We start from the raw sequence: 19,710 nt of genomic DNA, 5'->3' as shown, positions 1-19,710 counted from the left end.
GTTATGCATGCCCCGACGCGTAACTCATTCTTTTCTCTGGAAATCCAAAAGCCTTGATTCGTCTGCTGAAGTTTTTCGGGTACTCCATTGTCGCGATCGTCTGCGGGCTGATGCTCGTACTCAGCGGGGCCTACCTCTACCTTAGTCCGGGTTTGCCCTCCGTAGAGGCACTCAGAAGTATCCAGTTGCAGATTCCTTTGCGGGTCTACAGCAGCGACGAAAAACTGATCGCGGAGTTCGGCGAAATGCGCCGCACACCGATCCGTTTCGCCGATATTCCGCCCAATTTCATCAATGCCCTGCTCTCGGCTGAAGATGATAATTTCGCCAACCACTACGGTGTCGATCCCAGCAGCCTGGTGCGTGCGGCCACTCAGTTGGTAAAAAGCGGACACATTCAATCCGGCGGTAGCACCATCACCATGCAGGTGGCGAAGAACTTCTTCCTCACCAGCGAGCGCAGCTTTTCGCGCAAGGCCACTGAAATCCTGTTGGCCCTGCAGATCGAACGCCAGCTGACCAAAGATGAAATCCTTGAGCTGTACGTGAACAAGATCTACCTGGGTAACCGCGCCTACGGCATCGAAGCGGCGTCCCAGGTCTACTACGGCAAGTCGATTCGTGACGCCAGCCTGGCGCAGATGGCGATGATTGCCGGCCTGCCTAAAGCCCCTTCACGCTTCAACCCACTGGCCAACCCGGCGCGCAGCAAAGAGCGCCGCGACTGGATCCTGGGCCGCATGTACAAGCTGGGCAAGATCGACCAGGTCGCCTATGAAAGCGCCGTGGCTGAGCCGTTGAACGCCAGCTACCACGTGCCGACGCCGGAAGTGAACGCACCGTACATCGCGGAAATGGCGCGGGCCGAGATGGTCGGCCGCTATGGCAGCGAGGCCTACACTGAAGGCTTCCGCGTGACCACAACGATTCCGAGCGACCTGCAGGAAATCGCCAATAACTCGGTACACACAGGCTTAGTCACCTACGACCAACGCCATGGCTACCGTGGCCCTGAATCGCGCCTGCCGGGCAAGACCTTGAGCGCCTGGACCACAGAATTGGGCAAACAGCGCCCAATCAGCGGCCTGGAGCCGGCCATCGTCACCCAAGTGAATAAAGATGGCGTGCAGGTGCTGACCCGCACCGGCGAAGGTCATGTTTCGTGGGACAGCATGAAGTGGGCACGCCCCTTCCTGAACACCAACAGCATGGGCCCGATGCCCAAGCAGCCGTCTGACGTGGCGCAAGTGGGTGATTTGATCCGCGTGCAACGCCAGAAAGACGACAGCCTGAAGTTCAGCCAAGTACCTGTGGCGCAAGGCGCGCTGGTGTCCCTGGACCCGCAGAACGGTGCGATCCGCGCCCTGGTCGGCGGTTTTGCCTTCGAGCAAAGCAACTACAACCGCGCGACCCAGGCCAAGCGCCAACCGGGCTCGAGCTTCAAGCCGTTCGTCTACAGCGCTGCGCTGGATAACGGCTACACCGCCGCCAGCCTGGTCAACGACGCGCCGATCGTGTTTGTCGACGAGTACCTGGACAAGGTCTGGCGCCCGAAGAACGACACCAACACCTTCCTCGGCCCGATCCGTATCCGCGAGGCGCTGTACAAGTCGCGCAACCTGGTGTCGATCCGCTTGCTGCAGGCGATGGGCGTGGGCAAGACCATCGACTACATGACGCGCTTCGGCTTCGCCAAGTCGGACCTGCCGCCAAACCTGTCCCTGGCCCTCGGCACCGCGACCCTCACGCCAATGGAAATCGCCACGGGCTGGAGCACCTTTGCCAACGGCGGCTACAAGATCACGCCGTACCTGATAGAAAAGATCGAAAGCCGTAACGGCGACACCCTGTTCACCGCCAACCCGCCACGCGTGCCGGGTGACGTGGTCAATGGCGTGGCCGCGACGGATGGCCTCGCGGCACCGAGCAACGGCGGAATCACCATCGAACCGACCCCAGGCGCAGCGCCTGCGGCAAACGCCGCTGCGCCCACCGAGCCACAAGCGCCGGCAGTGGCTGAGCGGATCGTGGATGGTCGCACCACATATATCCTCAACAGCATCCTGGAAGACGTGATCAAGAAAGGCACCGGCCGTCGCGCACTGGCACTGGGCCGTGCGGATATCGCGGGCAAGACCGGTACCACTAACGAATCCAAGGACGCCTGGTTCTCCGGCTACAACGGCGACTACGTGACCACCGTGTGGACCGGCTACGACCAACCGGAAAGCCTGGGCCGCCGCGAGTTTGGTGGCACCGTCGCGCTGCCGATCTGGATGAGCTACATGGGCGCGGCCTTGAAGGACAAGCCGCTGCACACCCAGCCCGAGCCGGAAGGCATTCTCAGCCTGCGGATTGACCCGGTGAGCGGCCGTGCGGCATCGCCGAGCACGCCGAATGCGTTCTTCGAGCTGTTCAAAAGCGAAGACACGCCACCGTCGGTCAACGAGCTGGGCAATGGCGTTGCACCGGGCAGCCCGCTGCCGGCGGACGAGGGGGCACCGATCGATCTCTTCTAACTCGATCTGCGGCTGAGCGCAGCTCCAATGTAGGAGCTGGCTTGCCTGCGATAGCGGTCTACCGGATACACCGCCATCGCGGGCAAGCCCGACTTACACAGGGCTCACCCGACGTCTGAAGAGCGTATTCACCCCGCCACAAAAAAGCCCCGACTCGCGAGAGCCGGGGCTTTTTGTTGGTGCGCTACAACGGCTTAGCCGTTGAACACATCATCCACGCTTTGCAGCGGGTAGTGCTTCGGATACGGCAGGGTAGCCACACCGGTCTCGATGGCGGCTTTGGCCACGGCATCGGAGATCAGGGTGATCAGGCGCTTATCCATTGGCTTGGGAATGATGTACTCACGGCCGAATTCCAGCTTGATGCCACCGTAGGCGTCGCACACTTCCTGAGGCACCGGCAGTTTGGCCAGTTCACGCAGGGCGTTGGCGGCAGCCACTTTCATCTCTTCGTTGATGCGCTTGGCGCGAACGTCCAGGGCACCACGGAAGATGAACGGGAAGCCCAGTACGTTGTTGACCTGGTTCGGGTAGTCCGAACGGCCGGTGGCCATGATCACGTCGTCACGGGTGGCGTGCGCCAGTTCCGGGGCAATTTCCGGATCAGGGTTGGAGCAAGCGAACACGATCGGGTTGGCCGCCATGGACTTGAGGCCTTCAGCGCTCAGCAGGTTCGGGCCGGACAGGCCAACGAACACGTCTGCACCGTTGAGGGCGTCAGCCAGGGTGCGCTTGTCGGTCGCATGGGCAAACATCGCCTTGTACTGGTTCAGGTCGGTACGCTCGGACTGAATAACGCCCTTGCTGTCGACCATGAAGATGTTTTCAAGCCGGGCGCCCATGCTCACCAGCAACTTCATGCAGGAGATGGCCGCCGCGCCGGCGCCCAGGCAGACGATTTGCGCGTCAGCCAGCGTTTTGCCGGCGATTTCCAGGGCGTTGATCATGCCGGCCGCGGTAACGATCGCGGTACCGTGCTGGTCATCGTGGAATACCGGAATGTCGCACTGCTCGATCAGGGCCTTTTCGATCTCGAAGCACTCAGGTGCCTTGATGTCTTCCAGGTTGATGCCACCGAAGGTGATGGAAATGCGCTTAACCGTGTCGATGAACGCCTGCGGGCTTTCGGAGTCGACTTCGATGTCGAAAACGTCGATGCCGGCAAAGCGCTTGAACAGCACACCCTTACCTTCCATGACTGGCTTGGATGCCAATGGGCCGAGGTTGCCCAGGCCGAGAATCGCGGTGCCATCGGAAATCACTGCAACCAGGTTGCCTTTGCCGGTGTACTTGTACGCCAGTTCAGGGTCGCGGGCGATTTCACGTACGGGCTCGGCAACGCCAGGGCTGTAGGCCAGCGACAGGTCGCGGGCGGTGGCAGTGGCTTTGGTGAGCTCTACACTCAGCTTTCCTGGACGAGGATGGGCATGATATTCGAGAGCGGCAATTTTCAAATCAGACATATCGGCATTCCGCTTTTACTGTTGGTCGACGGACCGCCGAGGATACGCGTGTCGCAAAGTCCCTACAAGACTGGGCAGTCACAGGTGTCAAGGGCCCTGCGCTACGACTTTTGGCCAAGAGCCACGGGATACAAGGGCTTAACTGTTCACAATCACCTTAAAAAATGTCTACAATTTTTTATTCAAAAATCAATTTTGCAACGCTTCGCCAAATCGCGGCCACAAAAAAGGCGTCCACAAGGGACGCCTTTTTCAACAGCTGACAAAAACCCAAAGGGCTTTTGAGCCTTACTCTGCTGGAGTAGCAGCAGGCTTCTTGCCGAAAGCACCAAAGCGATCTGCGAAGCGCTGTACACGGCCGCCGGTGTCCAGAGTTTTCTGCTTACCGGTGTAGAACGGGTGGCACTCGTTGCATACGTCAGTACCCAGTGGCTTGCACAGGTTCGAACGCGTTTCGAACTTGTTGCCGCAGCTGCAGGTTACTGCGATGGTTTCGTACGCTGGATGGATATCGGCTTTCATGGTGACTTCCTCGGGCTAGCGTGCCGCCACACGACACTATTGTCGAATACCGCACGTAATTAGGCCGCGGATTCTACCAGACCTTTTTAAACGCGCAAGCGGCGGCGCCTGTCGTTTGCGCACATAAAAGCCCCTTTCATCAGAAAACTTCCGGTTCACCACGATCATTGTGGGAGCCGTGCTTGCCCGCGATGGCGGCGTGTCAGGCACCCAATCCGGCGACTGATACGCCGCTAGCGCGGGCAAGCCCGGCGCCCACAGAAGTGCTGCCTCCAACACCCGAGACGGGACACCTCCACCGCAGGTCTGCTAGGCTCGCGCCCCTGCGCCACCGCCTGCCTTTATAAGAGACCCCCCGCGTGCCCGACGCCATTTTGCGCCTAGCCCTGCCCTCGCCTCTGCGCCGCCTGTTCGACTACCGCGCCCCGGCCGGCGTGCTGCGCGCGCAGTTGCAGCCGGGCATGCGTGTGCGCGTGCCGTTCGGGCGGCGGGAAATGATCGGCATCCTGGTCGAAGTCGCCGACCACAGCGAAGTGCCCGCAGAAAAGCTCAAGCCCGCCATCGCTATCCTCGACGCCACTGCGCCACTGCCCCCGGCCTTGTTCAAGCTGTGCCTGTGGACTGCCCAGTATTACCAGCACAGCCTGGGTGACACGCTGAGCTGGGCGCTGCCGGTGCTGCTGCGCCAGGGCGAGTTGGCCGAAGCACGCCAAGAACGCTTCTGGTCGATGGTGCCCGGCGCCCGCCTGGACGACCCGCGCATCGCCCGCGCGCCGCGCCAGCGTGAAGCCCTGGCCACGCTGGCGCAGCACCCCCACGGCGTAGCGCATCAGCTATTAAGCAAGCTGATGCTGAGCAAGGACAGCCTCGACCTGCTGCTGGCCAAGGGCCTGGTGCAGGTGGAAATCCGCAAGCACGCGCCGGACCCGCGCCACGAACACTGGCTGGCCCAACCCGAACTGCCGCTGAACCCCGAGCAACGGGCTGCTTATGAAGCCATCCGCGCAGGCGCAGGCAGCTTCCATGCGTTCCTGCTGGCCGGCGTGACCGGCAGCGGCAAGACCGAAGTCTATTTGCAGCTCATCCGCGAAACCCTGAAGGCCGGCAAACAGGCACTGGTGCTGATCCCCGAGATTAACTTGGGTCCGCAAACCCTGGCGCGTTTCGAGCAGCGCTTCAATGCGCGCATCGCCCTGGTGCATTCGGCGGTCAACGACCGCGAACGCCTGGAGTCCTGGCTGGCGGCGCGGGACGGTGAGGCCGACATTATTATCGGCACCCGTTCGGCGCTGTTCACGCCAATGAAAAACCCCGGGCTGATCATCATCGACGAGGAGCACGACGGCTCCTATAAACAGCAGGAAGGCCTGCGCTACCACGCCCGCGACCTGGCGCTGGTACGCGCACGCCAGGAAGACATCCCGATTGTGCTGGGCTCGGCCACGCCTTCCCTGGAAAGCCTGCACAACGCCTACACCGGCCGTTACGGGCTCCTACGCCTGAATGAGCGCGCAGGTGGCGCCAAACAACCGCGTTTCCTGCGCCTGGACGTCAAAAGCCGCCCGCTGGACAGCGGCATTTCCGGGCCAATGCAACAAGCCATCGGCCAGACCCTCGCCGCCGGCCAGCAAGTGCTGGTGTTTCTCAACCGCCGGGGCTTTGCGCCGACGCTGCTGTGCCATGACTGCGGCTGGATGTCCGAGTGCGAGCGCTGCGATGCGCGCATGACCGTGCACCAGCGCCACGGCGAGTTGCGCTGCCATCACTGCGGCCATGTGGAACGGGTGCCGCGCCACTGCCCGCAATGCGGCAAGGTGGACTTGCGCCCAGTGGGCGCCGGCACCGAGCGTGCTGAAGAGCGCCTGGGGATTTTGTTCCCGGACTACCCGGTACTGCGAGTCGATCGCGACAGCACGTCGCGCAAAGACGCGATGAACCAGCTGTTCGCGACCATCCAGAAAGGCCAGCCGTGCATCCTGATCGGCACGCAGATGCTTGCCAAAGGGCACCACTTTCCACGGGTGACGCTGGTGTCGATCCTGGATGCCGACGGCGGCCTGTTCTCCGGCGACTTCCGCGCCAGCGAACGCATGGCGCAGTTGATCGTGCAGGTCGCGGGCCGGGCCGGGCGGGCCGAAGAGCCGGGCCGAGTGATTATCCAGACGCACCTGGCCGACCATCCGCTGTTGATCCAGCTGACCGAACAAGGCTACTTTGCCTTCGCCGAACAGGCCTTGAGCGAACGCCGCGCCGCCGGCCTGCCGCCCTTTTCCCATTTGGCCTTGCTGCGCGCCGAAGCCCACAAACCGGGGCAGGCAGAAAGTTTTCTGGATGAGGCGTGCAGCGCCGCCGAACGTTTGCTTGGCGAACTGGGTCTGACCGGCATCGAATTGCTCGGCCCGGTGCCCGCGCCTATGGAACGCCGCGCCGGGCGTTATCGCGCCCAGCTACTCTTGCAGGCAACGTCCCGCGCACCACTGCATCGGCTATTAAGTAGCTGGTTACTTGCCCTGGAGCAAATGCCCAGCGGCCGGCAAGTGCGATGGTCGTTGGATGTGGACCCGGTAGACCTGTATTGATAGCAGGCACGCCAGCGCCCACATTTTGAAATGTGAATACCCTTAAATGTGGGAGCGGGCTTGCCCGCGATGAGGCCCGCAGGTCCGCCATCTGGTCTGAACGGTTGGCAAGCCCGCCCTCGCCACGGATAATGCCCAGTTTTTCCACCTGCGCATCGCGCGCCGCCGCTTGCGGTCGAAAGAGAACACCATGAAAGACACCATTCGCCAGTTGATCCAACAAGCCCTCACCCAACTCGTCAACGAAGGTGTGTTGCCTGAAGGCCTGACGCCGGCGATCCAGGTGGAAAACACCCGCGACAAGACCCACGGCGACTTCGCCAGCAACATCGCGATGATGCTGGCCAAGCCTGCGGGCATGAAGCCGCGCGACCTGGCGGAAAAAATCATCGCCGCACTGCCGGCTGACGAGAGCGTCACCAAGGCTGAGATCGCCGGCCCAGGCTTCATCAACTTCTTCCAGAACACCCAGGCCCTGGCTTCGCGCCTGGACGCCGCCCTGGCCGACGCCAAGATCGGCGTGCGCAAGGCCGGCCCGCTGGAGCGCGTGGCGATTGACCTGTCGGCCCCCAACCTGGCTAAAGAGATGCACGTGGGCCACTTGCGTTCGACCATCATTGGCGACGGCGTGGCGCGGGTGCTGGAGTTCCTCGGTGACACCGTAATCCGTCAGAACCACGTGGGCGACTGGGGCACCCAGTTCGGCATGCTGATGGCCTACCTGCAGGAAAACCCGATCACCAGCAACGAGCTGGCCGACCTGGAAAACTTCTACCGCGCCGCCAAAAAGCGTTTTGACGAGTCCGAAGAGTTCGCCGACCGCGCCCGTGGCCTGGTGGTCAAGCTGCAAGCCGGCGACAAGGAATGCCTGGCGCTGTGGGGCCGCTTCCGCGAGATCTCGTTGTCGCACTGCCAGGAAATCTACGAGCTGCTCAACGTGAAGCTGACCATGGCCGACGTGATGGGCGAAAGTGCCTACAACGACGACCTGATCAACGTGGTAAACGACCTCAAGGCCAAGGGCCTGCTGGTGGAGAGTAACGGCGCGCAGTGCGTGTTCCTCGAAGAATTCAAGACCGCCGACGGCGAGCCGCTGCCGGTCATCATCGTCAAGGCCGATGGCGGCTACCTCTACGCCACCACCGACCTGGCGGCCGTGCGCTACCGCAGCGGCGTGCTGAAAGCCGACCGCGCGCTGTATTTCGTCGACCAGCGCCAGGCCCTGCACTTCCAGCAGGTGTTTGAAGTGGCACGCCGCGCAGGTTTCGTCACCCACCCGATGCACATGGAACACATGGGCTTCGGCACCATGAACGGCGCCGACGGCCGCCCGTTCAAGACCCGCGATGGCGGCACCGTGAAGCTGATCGACCTGCTGAACGAAGCCCAGGAGCGTGCCTACAACCTGGTGAAGGAAAAGAACCCGGAGCTGGCCGAAGCCGAGTTGCGCAACATCGCCCGCGTGGTGGGTATTGGCGCGGTGAAATACGCCGACCTGTCCAAGCACCGCACCAGCGACTACAGCTTCAACTTCGAACTGATGCTCAACTTCGAAGGCAACACCGCGCCGTACCTGCTGTACGCCTACACCCGCGTGGCCGGCGTGTTCCGCAAGCTGGGCAAGGACTTCAGCGAAGTTGAAGGCCAGATCGTGCTCGATGCTCCTCACGAACAGGAATTGGCGGCCAAACTGGCGCAATTCGCAGAAGTGTTGAACAGCGTCGGTGAGAAAGGCACGCCGCATGTCCTCTGCACCTATTTGTATGAAGTCGCCGGCCTGTTCTCCAGCTTCTACGAGCACTGCCCGATCCTCACCGCCGACGACGAAGCCCAGAAGCAAAGTCGCCTGCGCCTCGCCGCACTGGCTGGACGGACCCTCAAGCAAGGCCTGGAATTGTTAGGCCTGGAAACCCTGGAGCGTATGTAAGTTGGCTGCCAAGAAAAAACCTGCACCCAAGCGCGGCGCCAGCCGCTATCAAGCCCCGGCGAAAAAGCCGATTCCGGGCTGGTTGTGGATGGCCATCGGCCTGGCGGTCGGTGCGTTTGTCGTGATCCTGATGAAGCTGGAGCCGGGCAAGGGCGATGACGTTAAACGCGTCAAGCAAGAGCAGCAGAAAGCCACGAAAATGGCCGAAGCCAACAAGACGGCGCCGAGCCCGACCGCGCCGGTGAAGCCGAAGTACGATTTCTACACGCTGCTGCCGGAATCGGAAGTGATCGTGCCGCCCGACGCCGTGCCGGAGAAAACCCTGCCGACGCCGCAAGTGCCGACCACACCCGTGACGCCTGCGGAAGCGGCGAAAATCGACACCGCACGCGCTCAAGCGGCGCTGGCCGGGATCACCCCGCCGCCGCCACCGCCGGTTGCGCAGACCAAAGCGGCACCGGTGACCAAGTTCTTCCTGCAAGCGGGCTCGTTCCCGAAACAGGCGGACGCGGATCGGGTGCGAGCGCAGATCATTCTGCTGGGCCAGACGGTGACGGTGGAGTCCGGCACGGTGAAGGACTCGACTTGGTATCGCGTGCTGGTAGGGCCGTTCAGCAACCGTGAACAGCTGACCGTGGCGCAGAAACAATTGGCCGGCGCCGGGTTTAGCAACCTGTTGTTACAACAACGCCAGAGCCGCTGACTCATAGCCAACTCGGTATACATGTGGGAGCTGGCTTGCCTGCGATGGCGGTGTAACAGTCATTATTTTCAGTGACTGACACACCGCCATCGCAGGCAAGCCAGCTCCCACAGTTGGTTTTGGGACGCTCCCAAAAATGTGTCAGACCAATAAACACCACTCGTCCGCCACACCCCCCTACGGTTGAAATCCCCCTCGCCACCCCCATATGAGATTCCATCAGGGCATTTTCGCCCCGCTGCGTGGAGACTCTCCCCTTGACCACCATCGTTTCAGTACGTCGCCACGGCAAAGTCGTCATGGGCGGCGACGGCCAGGTTTCCCTTGGCAACACCGTGATGAAAGGCAACGCCAAAAAAGTGCGCCGCCTGTACCACGGCCAGGTTCTCGCGGGCTTTGCCGGCGCTACCGCCGACGCCTTCACCCTCTTCGAGCGTTTCGAGGGCCAGTTGGAAAAACACCAGGGCCACCTCGTGCGCGCCGCGGTCGAACTCGCCAAAGAATGGCGCACCGACCGTACCCTCAGCCGCCTGGAAGCCATGCTGGCCGTTGCCAACAAAGACGCTTCCTTGATCATCACCGGTAACGGCGACGTGGTTGAGCCTGAACATGGCTTGATCGCCATGGGTTCCGGCGGTGGCTACGCCCAGGCGGCAGCCAGCGCACTGTTGAAGAAAACCGACCTGTCGGCCCGTGAAATCGTCGAGACTGCCTTGGGCATTGCCGGCGACATCTGCGTGTTCACCAACCACAACTTCACCATTGAGGAGCAGGACCTCGCCGAGTAAGCCCTAGGCTTATTCCCGCTTGAGGCCGCAAACACTATGTCCATGACTCCCCGCGAAATCGTCCACGAACTTAATCGCCATATCATCGGCCAGGACGATGCCAAGCGCGCCGTTGCCATTGCGCTGCGTAACCGCTGGCGCCGGATGCAACTGCCCGAAGAATTGCGCGTTGAAGTAACGCCGAAGAACATCCTGATGATCGGCCCGACCGGCGTCGGTAAAACCGAAATCGCCCGGCGCTTGGCCAAGCTGGCCAATGCCCCGTTCATCAAGGTCGAAGCCACCAAGTTCACCGAAGTGGGCTATGTGGGCCGCGACGTCGAGTCGATCATTCGTGACCTGGCCGACGCCGCCCTGAAGCTGCTGCGCGAACAGGAAATGACCAAGGTTAGCCACCGCGCTGAAGACGCCGCCGAAGAACGCATCCTCGACGCCCTGCTGCCGCCGGCACGCATGGGTTTCAACGAAGACGCCGCACCGTCATCCGATTCCAATACCCGCCAGCTGTTCCGCAAGCGCCTGCGTGAAGGCCAACTGGACGACAAGGAAATCGAGATCGAAGTCGCCGAAGTCTCCGGCGTCGATATCTCCGCACCGCCTGGCATGGAAGAAATGACCAGCCAGCTGCAGAACCTGTTCGCCAACATGGGCAAGGGCAAGAAGAAAAGCCGCAAGCTGAAGGTCAAGGAAGCGCTGAAGCTGGTGCGCGACGAAGAAGCCGGGCGCCTGGTGAATGAGGAAGAACTCAAGGCCAAAGCCCTGGAAGCCGTCGAGCAACATGGCATCGTGTTTATCGATGAGATCGACAAAGTGGCCAAGCGTGGCAACTCCGGCGGCGTTGATGTGTCCCGCGAAGGCGTACAGCGCGACCTGCTGCCGCTGATCGAAGGCTGTACCGTGAACACCAAGCTGGGCATGGTCAAGACCGACCACATCCTGTTTATCGCCTCCGGTGCATTCCACCTGAGCAAGCCAAGCGACCTGGTGCCGGAGCTGCAAGGCCGTCTGCCGATTCGCGTGGAACTCAAGGCGCTGACCCCGGGCGACTTCGAGCGCATCCTCAGCGAGCCGCACGCCTCGCTCACCGAGCAGTACCGCGAGCTGCTAAAAACTGAAGGCTTGGGTATCGAGTTCCTGCCGGACGGGATCAAGCGTTTGGCGGAGATTGCCTGGCAGGTTAACGAGAAGACCGAGAACATCGGTGCGCGTCGTCTGCATACCTTGCTTGAGCGTCTGCTGGAGGAAGTTTCCTTCAGCGCGGGCGACATGGCGGGTTCGCAGAATGGCGAAGCGATCAAGATCGATGCTGACTACGTGAATAGCCACCTGGGCGAATTGGCGCAGAACGAAGACCTGTCTCGTTATATCCTGTAAGCCTCACAGGAAATGGTTTGTGTAGGAGCCAGGCTTGTGTGGGAGCTGGCTTGCCTGCGATAGCATCACCTCAGTGTTCCTGAAACACCGAGGTGCCTGCATCGCGGGCAAGCCCGGCTCCCACACAAGCCTGCTCCCGCATTAAGCCGGTTCCTTCAGGAGGATCATCTCTGAGCGAACCCCCAAATGACCCAATTCCCTACCGCTGTAAACCTGCATAAAACCTCCAACACCCTCGGCCTCACGTACGGGCCCGATGAGGTCTACCAGTTGCCCGCCGAACTGCTGCGGGTGCACTCGCCTTCCGCCGAAGTCCAGGGCCACGGCAAACCCATCCTGCAGTTCGGCAAACTCAATGTCCGGCTGATCAAGATAGAACCGGCCGGTCAGTACGCACTGAAATTGACCTTTGACGACGGGCATGACAGCGGACTGTTCACCTGGGACTACCTCTACCAGTTGGCCATGCGCCAGGAAGCACTGTGGGCCGACTATCTTGCTGAACTTAAAGCGGCCGGAAAAACCCGCGACCCGAGTGAGTCGGTCGTGCGGCTAATGCTCTAACTCAGGCGTCTTGCTCTTTAGAGGGCATTTTCTAATTTCATCTGCTTGAATGCCCTGTCGCGCGGCCAACGATTGGCCCGCTTGCGAAAAAAATTAAACTCGGGTAACCAATAGAACTGGCAAGTTCCCTGCATTTGACGATGCGGTATTTACGGTCACCCGAGTCGCAGTACCAGGCTGGTGTCGTGTATCGAAACTGGGTGCGCAGCAATCGCCGGTACTCGTCTTTCGGACAATGGAGCGTCGTAGATGAGTAACAAGAATAACGATGACTTGAAACGCCAGGCCTCAGAAAACACCCTGGGGCTGAACCCGATCATCGCGTTACGAAAAAAGGATTTATTAGCCTCGGCGAAGATGGTGCTGACCCAAGCCATCAAGCAACCGTTACACAGCGTCAAGCACGTGGCCCACTTTGGCGTCGAATTGAAGAACGTGATGTTTGGCAAATCCGCGCTGGTGCCCGAAGGCGATGACCGTCGCTTCAACGACCCCGCCTGGAGCGAGAACCCGCTCTACAAACGTTACCTGCAAACTTACTTGGCGTGGCGCAAGGAACTGCACGACTGGATTGGCGACAGTAACCTGTCGGAACAGGACATCAGCCGCGGCCACTTTGTGATCAACCTGATGACCGAAGCCATGGCCCCCACCAACAGCGCGGCCAACCCGGCGGCGGTCAAGCGCTTCTTTGAAACCGGCGGCAAAAGCCTGCTCGATGGCTTGTCCCACCTGGCCAAGGACATGGTGCACAACGGCGGCATGCCGAGCCAGGTCAACATGGGCGCCTTTGAAGTGGGCAAGAGCCTGGGCACCACCGAAGGCGCCGTGGTCTTTCGCAACGACGTACTGGAGCTGATCCAATACAAGCCGATCACCGAGCAGGTGCACGAGCGCCCATTGCTGGTGGTGCCGCCGCAGATCAACAAATTCTATGTATTCGACCTGAGCCCGGAGAAGAGCCTGGCGCGCTTCTGCCTGCGCAATGGTTTGCAGACGTTTATCGTCAGCTGGCGCAACCCGACCAAGGCCCAGCGCGAGTGGGGCCTGTCGACCTATATCGAGGCGCTCAAGGAAGCGGTCGATGTGGTCACGGCGATTACCGGCAGCAAAGACATCAACATGCTCGGCGCCTGCTCCGGCGGTATCACCTGCACCGCGTTGCTGGGCCACTACGCGGCGCTGGGGGAGAAGAAGGTCAACGCCCTGACCCTGCTGGTGAGCGTGCTGGACACCACCCTGGACACCCAGGTGGCGCTGTTTGTCGACGAGCAGACCCTGGAGGCAGCCAAGCGCCATTCCTACCAGGCTGGCGTGCTGGAAGGCCGCGACATGGCCAAGGTGTTTGCCTGGATGCGCCCCAACGACCTGATCTGGAACTACTGGGTCAATAACTACCTGCTGGGCAACGAGCCGCCGGTGTTCGACATCCTGTTCTGGAACAACGACACCACGCGCCTGCCAGCAGCGTTCCATGGCGACTTGATCGAACTGTTCAAGAACAACCCACTGATACGCGCCAACGCCCTGGAAGTGTGCGGCACGCCGATCGACCTCAAGCAGGTCACCGCCGATATCTACGCCCTGGCCGGCACCAACGACCACATCACGCCGTGGCAGTCTTGCTACAAGTCGGCGCAGTTGTTTGGCGGCAAAGTGGAATTTGTGTTGTCCAGCAGTGGGCATATCCAGAGCATCCTCAACCCGCCGGGCAACCCCAAGGCGCGTTACCAGACCAGCGATGGCCTGGCGGGCAAGGCGCTGGATTGGCAGGAGAATGCCACCAAACATACTGACTCCTGGTGGCTGCATTGGCAGGCCTGGCAGGCGGAGCGGTCGGGTAAATTGAAGAAAGCACCTACAAGCTTGGGTAACAAAACCTATGCCGTAGCTGAGGCGGCGCCGGGTACTTATGTGCATGAACGATAAGCAAATTGTGTAGTTGAAATGAGATCAATGTGGGAGCTGGCTTGCCTGCGATAGCGGTATGCCGGTAAGTGACAGAATGCCATCGCAGGCAAGCCAGCGCCCACATAGACCGAGTTCCTACCGATAAATAGCACCACTCCACAGGGCTTGAGCATGCCGCAACCGTTCATCTTCCGTACCATCGACCTGGATGGCCAGACCATCCGTACGGCGGTACGCCCGGGCAAGCCTCACTTGACGCCGCTGCTGATTTTCAACGGCATCGGCGCCAACCTTGAGCTGGTGTTTCCGTTCGTCCAGGCGCTGGACCCGGACCTCGAAGTGATCGCCTTTGATGTGCCGGGCGTGGGCGGTTCGTCGACGCCCAATCGGCCTTATCGCTTTCCCGGCCTGGCCAAACTCACCGCGCGCATGCTCGATTACCTCGACTATGGCCAGGTGAATGCGGTGGGTGTGTCCTGGGGCGGCGCGCTGGCGCAACAGTTCGCTTATGACTACCCGGAGCGCTGCAAAAAGCTGATCCTGGCCGCCACCGCAGCCGGTGCCTTTATGGTGCCGGGCAAGCCTAAGGTGCTGTGGCTGATGGCAAGCCCAAGGCGCTATATCCAACCGTCCCACGTGGTGCGCATCGCGCCAATGATTTATGGCGGCTCGTTCCGCCGCGATTCAAAACTGGCTGCCGAGCACGCGAGCAAAGTGCGCTCGGCCGGCAAGCTCGGTTACTACTGGCAGCTGTTTGCGGGGTTTGGCTGGACCAGCATCCATTGGCTGCACAAGATCCGCCAACCGACCCTGGTGCTGGCGGGTGACGACGACCCGCTGATCCCGTTGATCAATATGCGCATGCTGGCCTGGCGCATTCCGAATGCGCAGCTGCACATCATCGATGATGGCCACCTGTTCCTGATCACCCGGGCTGAAGCCGTGGCGCCGATCATCATGAAGTTTCTCGAAGAGGAGCGCCTGCGGGCGGTGATTCATCCGCGACCGGCGGTGTAAGGACTACACCGCCGCGCAACTTGCCCAGAACCGACTATGGTTCTCAATTGGCGTGCCTGTTGTTGCCCTGACGAAGGAGTGTTGGCTCATGCGAGAAAGACCCGTGACGAACCCGGCGCCCACCCCTGCTGTGTTCATCAATGCGCAAAATGCGATCACCGGCCTGCGCGGTCGGGATTTACTCGCAACCCTGCGCAGCGTCGCCGCCCACGGCTTGCGCAACCCGGTGCACACCGCGCGTCACGCCCTGGCGCTGGGCGGTCAGTTGGGTCGCGTGTTGCTGGGCGAAACGATGCATGAACCCAACCCCAACGACGCGCGCTTCATCGACCCCACCTGGAAACTCAACCCGCTGTACCGTCGCAGCCTGCAAGCCTACTTGAGCTGGCAGAAACAGACCCGCCACTGGATCGACGACAGTGCCCTGAACGCGGATGACCGCGCCCGCGCGCACTTCGCGTTCTCGCTGCTCAATGATGCGGTGTCGCCTTCCAACACGCTGCTCAACCCGCTGGCCATCAAGGAGCTGCTCAACTCCGGCGGCAACAGCGTGGTGCGCGGTGTGAGCAACCTGTTTGATGATTTACTGCACAACAACGGCCTGCCCCGTCAGGTCAGCAAGCATGCGTTTGAAGTCGGCAAGACCGTGGCGACCACGCCCGGCTCGGTGGTGTTTCGCAACGAGCTGCTGGAGCTGATCCAGTACAAGCCCATGAGCGAAAAACAGTACGCCAAGCCGCTGTTGATCGTGCCGCCGCAAATCAACAAGTACTACATCTTCGACCTCAGCCCGGCCAATAGCTTTGTGCAGTACGCGCTGAAAAACGGCCTGCAGACCTTTATGGTCAGTTGGCGCAACCCGGATGTGCGCCACCGCGAATGGGGCCTGTCCACCTATGTGGCGGCGCTGGAGGAAGCGCTCAACGTGTGCCGGGCGATCACCGGTGCCCGCGAGGTCAACCTGATGGGCGCCTGCGCCGGTGGCCTGACCATCGCCGCACTGCAAGGCCATCTGCAAGCCAAGCGCCAGCTGCGACGCATCTCCAGCGCCAGCTATCTGGTGAGCTTGCTGGACAGCCAGATCGACAGCCCCGCCACCCTGTTCGCCGATGAACAAACCCTCGAAGCCGCCAAGCGCCGCTCCTACCAGCAAGGCGTGCTCGACGGTCGCGACATGGCCAAGGTGTTTGCCTGGATGCGCCCCAACGACCTGATCTGGAACTACTGGATCAACAATTACCTGTTGGGCAAGGAGCCACCGGCGTTCGACATCCTGTACTGGAACAACGACAACACGCGCTTGCCCGCCGCGCTGCATGGCGACTTGCTGGACTTCTTCAAGCACAACCCGCTGAGCCATCCTGGTGGCCTTGAGGTGTGCGGCACGCCTATCGATTTGCAGAAGGTCACGGTGGACAGCTTCAGCGTGGCCGGGATCAACGACCACATCACGCCGTGGGATGCGGTGTACCGCTCCACGCAATTGCTCGGCGGTGAGCGGCGCTTCGTGCTGTCCAACAGCGGGCATGTGCAGAGCATCCTTAACCCGCCAGGCAACCCCAAGGCCAATTACGTCGAAAACCCCAAGCTAAGCAGCGACCCGCGCGCCTGGTACTACGACGCCAACCATGTCGAAGGCAGCTGGTGGCCGCAGTGGCTGGAGTGGATTCAACAGCGCTCCGGCGCACAACGCGAAACATTGACTGCCCTGGGCAACCAGAATTACCCACCCATGGAAGCGGCGCCGGGCACCTACGTGCGCGTGCGCTGAGCTCAACGACCCCATTAAGAAGATTGGATGAAGACTCGCGACCGTATCCTTGAATGTGCCCTGCAGTTGTTCAACCACAAGGGCGAGCCGAACGTGTCGACCATGGAGGTGGCCAATGAAATGGGGATCAGCCCCGGCAACCTCTACTACCACTTCCATGGCAAGGAGCCGTTGGTACTCGGGCTGTTCGAGCGCTTTCAAAATGAACTGGCACCGCTGCTCGACCCGCCGGCGGATGCACAACTCAGAGCCGAAGATTACTGGCTGTTCCTGCACTTGATCGTCGAGCGCATGGCCCATTACCGGTTTCTGTTTCAGGATTTGTCGAACCTGGCCGGGCGCCTGCCGAAGCTGGCCAAGGGCATTCGCAATTTGCTTACGGCACTGAAGCGAACACTGGCTTCATTACTGGCGCGACTCAAGGCGGCGGGGCAGTTGGTCAGTGATACCCAGGCGCTGGGGCAACTGGTGGAACAGATCACCATGACCTTGCTGTTTTCCCTGGATTACCAGCGGATTCTCGACCGTGAAGGGGAAGTGCGCGTGGTGGTGTACCAGATCATGATGCTGGTGGCGCCGCACTTGTTGTTGCCGGCACGGCAGGCGACCGAGCGGTTCGCCCTGAAATATCTGGATGACATGGATTAAAAATGTGGGAGCGGCGGTGGTCATAAGATCGCCAATAAAAAACGCCCAACCTTCGCAGGCCGGGCGTTTTTTGTACCCTGAAAAAATCAGGACTGACTGGATGGCGTCGGGGTTACCGGCGATGCAGTCGGGGCAGTAGCAGCGTGGGTCGGTGCGGACACCGAGTTGGCTGTCGAAGCGGTTGGCGCTGGGGTTGCAGGCTTGGCCGCAACGGCAGGCTTTGGCGCTGCTGGCTTTTTCGCTACAGCGGGCTTCTTCGCGGCGGCTGGTTTTGCCGCTGGCTTGGCAGCCACAGGTTTTGCTGCAGCAGGCTTGACGGCCGGTTTAGCGGCGGCTGGCTTGGCGGCAGATTTCGCAGCGGCCGGCTTGGCAGCAGGTTTGGCTGCGGCAGTTTTAGCAGCTGGTTTCGCAGCGGCCTTGGCAGCAGGTTTAGCCGCTGGCTTGGCAGCTGCTTTAGCGGCTACTGGTTTAGCAGCAGGCTTGGCGGCAGGTTTTGCAGCAGCGGTTTTAGCGGCAGGTTTGGCAGCCGGTTTTGCCGCTGCTTTAGCTGGGGCCTTGGCCACAGGTTTCGCAGCCGGCTTGGCAGCCGCTTTAACCAGAGGCTTGGCCGCAGATTTTGCAGCCGGTTTGGCGGCAGGCTTAGCAGCCGGTTTAGCCGCGGCAGTTTTAGCCGGGGCCACTTTGGCGCCCGTGAGTTTTTCGATTTGCTTGGTCAGCGTATCGACCTTGCTGTGCAGCGTCTTCAGTTCCGCTTTGCTGGGCACGCCCAGTCGCGAAATGGCACTGTTAAGACGCTTGTCGAAAGTCTCTTCCAACTTGCCCCATGTATCAGAAATGCTCGACTTGGCAGAACCTGCACTCGCCTTGGCCGCCTCGACTTTTTTACCCACTGTGGTCTTGGTCAACTTCTCGGCTTTCTCGCCGTCCTTGACCAAAGTCTCGAAGTACTTACCGCCGTCACTGCTAACCTTCGAGTACACGCCTAAACCAGCAAGCCAGATCTTACGGGAATATTTTTCAACTTCCCCGATCCACGAGCTGCCTTCTTTCTGAGTAGTCTTTTTAACAGCCATCCCGATGTCTCCTTAGTGTTTACGCGCGACACGTTCTAGCAATGTCGTCAGCTCTTCGAGCTTAGCAGAGAGTGTCTCAACGTCATGTTTAGACGCAATGCCGATCCGATTCAAGGCACTTGCAACACGCGTGTCAAAAGCTTTCTCAACTTTATCGAGTTGAACTTCAACCAAACCTTTGACGCTTGAGACGTTACTCTTTACTTGGTCAATCTGACTGTTGGCAGCATCAAGTTGTTCAACCACAACTTTTTTGCCTTTACTTTCAACATGTTGACCAGTCTTAACCAGCTCTTTGAAGTACTCCCCGCCCTCGCTTCCAACCTTGGCATAGGCACCAAGACCGGCCAGCCAGATCTTGCGGGCATAGCTTTTTACGTCACTCAGGGTAGTGGTCTGTGCGTCGATTTTTTTCTGCAAAATAACTTTGGCCATGGTGCACCTCACGCAAATTAGGGTCGAGGAACGGCCCACAGGAGTTGAGGGCTTGGGCACAAAGTAGGGCGAAAAATTAGAATCGGCACCCTAAGAACACCTCGATCAGGCCAGCGCCTTATCCAGGGCTTTCTCGATTTCGGACTTGATAGTGCCACTCATGGCCGACATCAACAGGCCCAGCTCCACATCGATACGCAGCGAATCATCCGCCACTAATACTGTGCCTTTAACCCCCGAACGTTTGAGGTTCAGGGTGTCGCCGGACCAGGATGGCTCCAGGCCATATTGCTCCTTGAGTTTCTGCGCCAACTTCTCGGCCTTCGCACGCGCGCCGTCTTTACCCAGGGAATGTGCACGCTCAACGGTAATACGGGCCATTGCAATGACTCCTCTTTATAACGACTCAGAACACC

16 protein-coding genes are annotated in these 19,710 nt (G+C 60.5%); 11 read left to right on the top strand and 5 right to left on the bottom strand.

Translation table 11 applies throughout. The annotated features are described in order from the left end of the window. Positions 1–53 precede the first annotated feature (53 nt). Positions 54–2,519, top strand: coding sequence for a penicillin-binding protein 1A (locus tag K0P33_RS03220; RefSeq protein ID WP_242153995.1), 2,466 nt, complete (start codon positions 54–56; stop codon positions 2,517–2,519). 194 nt (positions 2,520–2,713) lie between these two features. Here the strand turns inward: K0P33_RS03220 and K0P33_RS03215 are convergent, their stop codons facing one another. Together K0P33_RS03215 and rpmE are read right to left on the bottom strand one after the other, a co-directional pair. Further along, positions 2,714–3,982 (bottom strand): malic enzyme-like NAD(P)-binding protein, encoded by a 1,269-nt coding sequence (locus tag K0P33_RS03215; RefSeq protein WP_242153993.1) that lies wholly within the window; start codon positions 3,980–3,982, stop codon positions 2,714–2,716. Between the two features lie 288 nt (positions 3,983–4,270). Next, on the bottom strand, positions 4,271–4,504 hold the full coding sequence (gene rpmE / locus K0P33_RS03210) for a 50S ribosomal protein L31 (protein WP_094949297.1): 234 nt from the start codon (positions 4,502–4,504) through the stop codon (positions 4,271–4,273). A 359-nt stretch (positions 4,505–4,863) separates the two neighbouring features. Between rpmE and K0P33_RS03205 the strand changes: the two genes are divergently transcribed. From K0P33_RS03205 to K0P33_RS03160, 10 genes are all read left to right on the top strand, one after another. Continuing rightward, positions 4,864–7,083, top strand: coding sequence for a primosomal protein N' (locus K0P33_RS03205; protein WP_094949298.1), 2,220 nt, complete (start codon positions 4,864–4,866; stop codon positions 7,081–7,083). A 190-nt stretch (positions 7,084–7,273) separates the two neighbouring features. Next, positions 7,274–9,010: an arginine--tRNA ligase gene (gene argS, locus K0P33_RS03200; protein ID WP_094949299.1), complete on the top strand. Its 1,737-nt coding sequence runs from the start codon at positions 7,274–7,276 to the stop codon at positions 9,008–9,010. Position 9,011: 1 nt separating this feature from the next. Beyond that, a complete protein-coding gene (locus K0P33_RS03195) occupies positions 9,012–9,713 on the top strand; it encodes an SPOR domain-containing protein (protein ID WP_094949300.1) in 702 nt (233 codons plus the stop codon). 257 nt (positions 9,714–9,970) lie between these two features. Then, complete coding sequence (gene hslV / locus K0P33_RS03190) at positions 9,971–10,501, top strand: ATP-dependent protease subunit HslV (protein WP_064450299.1); 531 nt, start codon at positions 9,971–9,973, stop codon at positions 10,499–10,501. A 36-nt stretch (positions 10,502–10,537) separates the two neighbouring features. Continuing rightward, complete coding sequence (hslU, locus tag K0P33_RS03185; RefSeq protein ID WP_083355661.1) at positions 10,538–11,875, top strand: ATP-dependent protease ATPase subunit HslU; 1,338 nt, start codon at positions 10,538–10,540, stop codon at positions 11,873–11,875. A 186-nt stretch (positions 11,876–12,061) separates the two neighbouring features. Then, positions 12,062–12,439 carry a DUF971 domain-containing protein gene (locus tag K0P33_RS03180; protein WP_094949302.1) on the top strand — a complete coding sequence of 126 codons (378 nt, stop codon included), beginning with the start codon at positions 12,062–12,064 and terminating at the stop codon, positions 12,437–12,439. 249 nt (positions 12,440–12,688) lie between these two features. After that, positions 12,689–14,368 carry a class II poly(R)-hydroxyalkanoic acid synthase gene (gene phaC / locus K0P33_RS03175; protein ID WP_242153991.1) on the top strand — a complete coding sequence of 560 codons (1,680 nt, stop codon included), beginning with the start codon at positions 12,689–12,691 and terminating at the stop codon, positions 14,366–14,368. A 153-nt stretch (positions 14,369–14,521) separates the two neighbouring features. Beyond that, complete coding sequence (gene phaZ / locus K0P33_RS03170; protein ID WP_094949304.1) at positions 14,522–15,367, top strand: poly(3-hydroxyalkanoate) depolymerase; 846 nt, start codon at positions 14,522–14,524, stop codon at positions 15,365–15,367. An 88-nt stretch (positions 15,368–15,455) separates the two neighbouring features. Next, the gene (phaC, locus tag K0P33_RS03165; RefSeq protein ID WP_242153990.1) at positions 15,456–17,138 is read left to right on the top strand and encodes a class II poly(R)-hydroxyalkanoic acid synthase; all 1,683 of its coding nucleotides are present in this window, start codon (positions 15,456–15,458) and stop codon (positions 17,136–17,138) included. 27 nt (positions 17,139–17,165) lie between these two features. After that, positions 17,166–17,786 (top strand): TetR/AcrR family transcriptional regulator, encoded by a 621-nt coding sequence (locus tag K0P33_RS03160; RefSeq protein ID WP_094949306.1) that lies wholly within the window; start codon positions 17,166–17,168, stop codon positions 17,784–17,786. 86 nt (positions 17,787–17,872) lie between these two features. Here K0P33_RS03160 and K0P33_RS03155 read toward each other — a convergent pair whose 3' ends face one another. The 3 genes from K0P33_RS03155 to K0P33_RS03145 form a co-directional block, all read right to left on the bottom strand. Further along, entirely contained in the window at positions 17,873–18,859 is a 987-nt protein-coding gene (locus K0P33_RS03155) for a phasin family protein (RefSeq protein WP_094949307.1), read from the bottom strand. A 12-nt stretch (positions 18,860–18,871) separates the two neighbouring features. Beyond that, positions 18,872–19,294, bottom strand: coding sequence for a phasin family protein (locus K0P33_RS03150; RefSeq protein ID WP_094949308.1), 423 nt, complete (start codon positions 19,292–19,294; stop codon positions 18,872–18,874). 105 nt (positions 19,295–19,399) lie between these two features. Beyond that, the gene (locus K0P33_RS03145) at positions 19,400–19,675 is read right to left on the bottom strand and encodes a polyhydroxyalkanoic acid system family protein (protein WP_094949309.1); all 276 of its coding nucleotides are present in this window, start codon (positions 19,673–19,675) and stop codon (positions 19,400–19,402) included. Positions 19,676–19,710 lie beyond the last annotated feature (35 nt).

The organism is Pseudomonas sp. ArH3a (assembly GCF_022648765.1).
In the GTDB taxonomy this organism is placed as follows: Bacteria; Pseudomonadota; Gammaproteobacteria; order Pseudomonadales; family Pseudomonadaceae; genus Aquipseudomonas.
The sequence above is the reverse complement of the archived record's forward strand: the minus strand, read 5'-3'. Positions and strand labels throughout refer to the sequence as shown.

Bases quoted from the DNA above. Each gene is read 5' to 3' on its own strand.
- K0P33_RS03215 (WP_242153993.1), bottom strand. From the start codon at position 3,982: ATGTCTGATTTGAAAATTGCCGCTCTCGAATATCATGCCCATCCTCGT.
- rpmE (WP_094949297.1), bottom strand. From the start codon at position 4,504: ATGAAAGCCGATATCCATCCAGCGTACGAAACCATCGCAGTAACCTGC.
- argS (WP_094949299.1), top strand. From the start codon at position 7,274: ATGAAAGACACCATTCGCCAGTTGATCCAACAAGCCCTCACCCAACTC.
- hslU (WP_083355661.1), top strand. From the start codon at position 10,538: ATGTCCATGACTCCCCGCGAAATCGTCCACGAACTTAATCGCCATATC.
- K0P33_RS03180 (WP_094949302.1), top strand. From the start codon at position 12,062: ATGACCCAATTCCCTACCGCTGTAAACCTGCATAAAACCTCCAACACC.
- phaC (WP_242153991.1), top strand. From the start codon at position 12,689: ATGAGTAACAAGAATAACGATGACTTGAAACGCCAGGCCTCAGAAAAC.
- phaZ (WP_094949304.1), top strand. From the start codon at position 14,522: ATGCCGCAACCGTTCATCTTCCGTACCATCGACCTGGATGGCCAGACC.
- phaC (WP_242153990.1), top strand. From the start codon at position 15,456: ATGCGAGAAAGACCCGTGACGAACCCGGCGCCCACCCCTGCTGTGTTC.
- K0P33_RS03160 (WP_094949306.1), top strand. From the start codon at position 17,166: ATGAAGACTCGCGACCGTATCCTTGAATGTGCCCTGCAGTTGTTCAAC.
- K0P33_RS03155 (WP_094949307.1), bottom strand. From the start codon at position 18,859: ATGGCTGTTAAAAAGACTACTCAGAAAGAAGGCAGCTCGTGGATCGGG.
- K0P33_RS03150 (WP_094949308.1), bottom strand. From the start codon at position 19,294: ATGGCCAAAGTTATTTTGCAGAAAAAAATCGACGCACAGACCACTACC.
- K0P33_RS03145 (WP_094949309.1), bottom strand. From the start codon at position 19,675: ATGGCCCGTATTACCGTTGAGCGTGCACATTCCCTGGGTAAAGACGGC.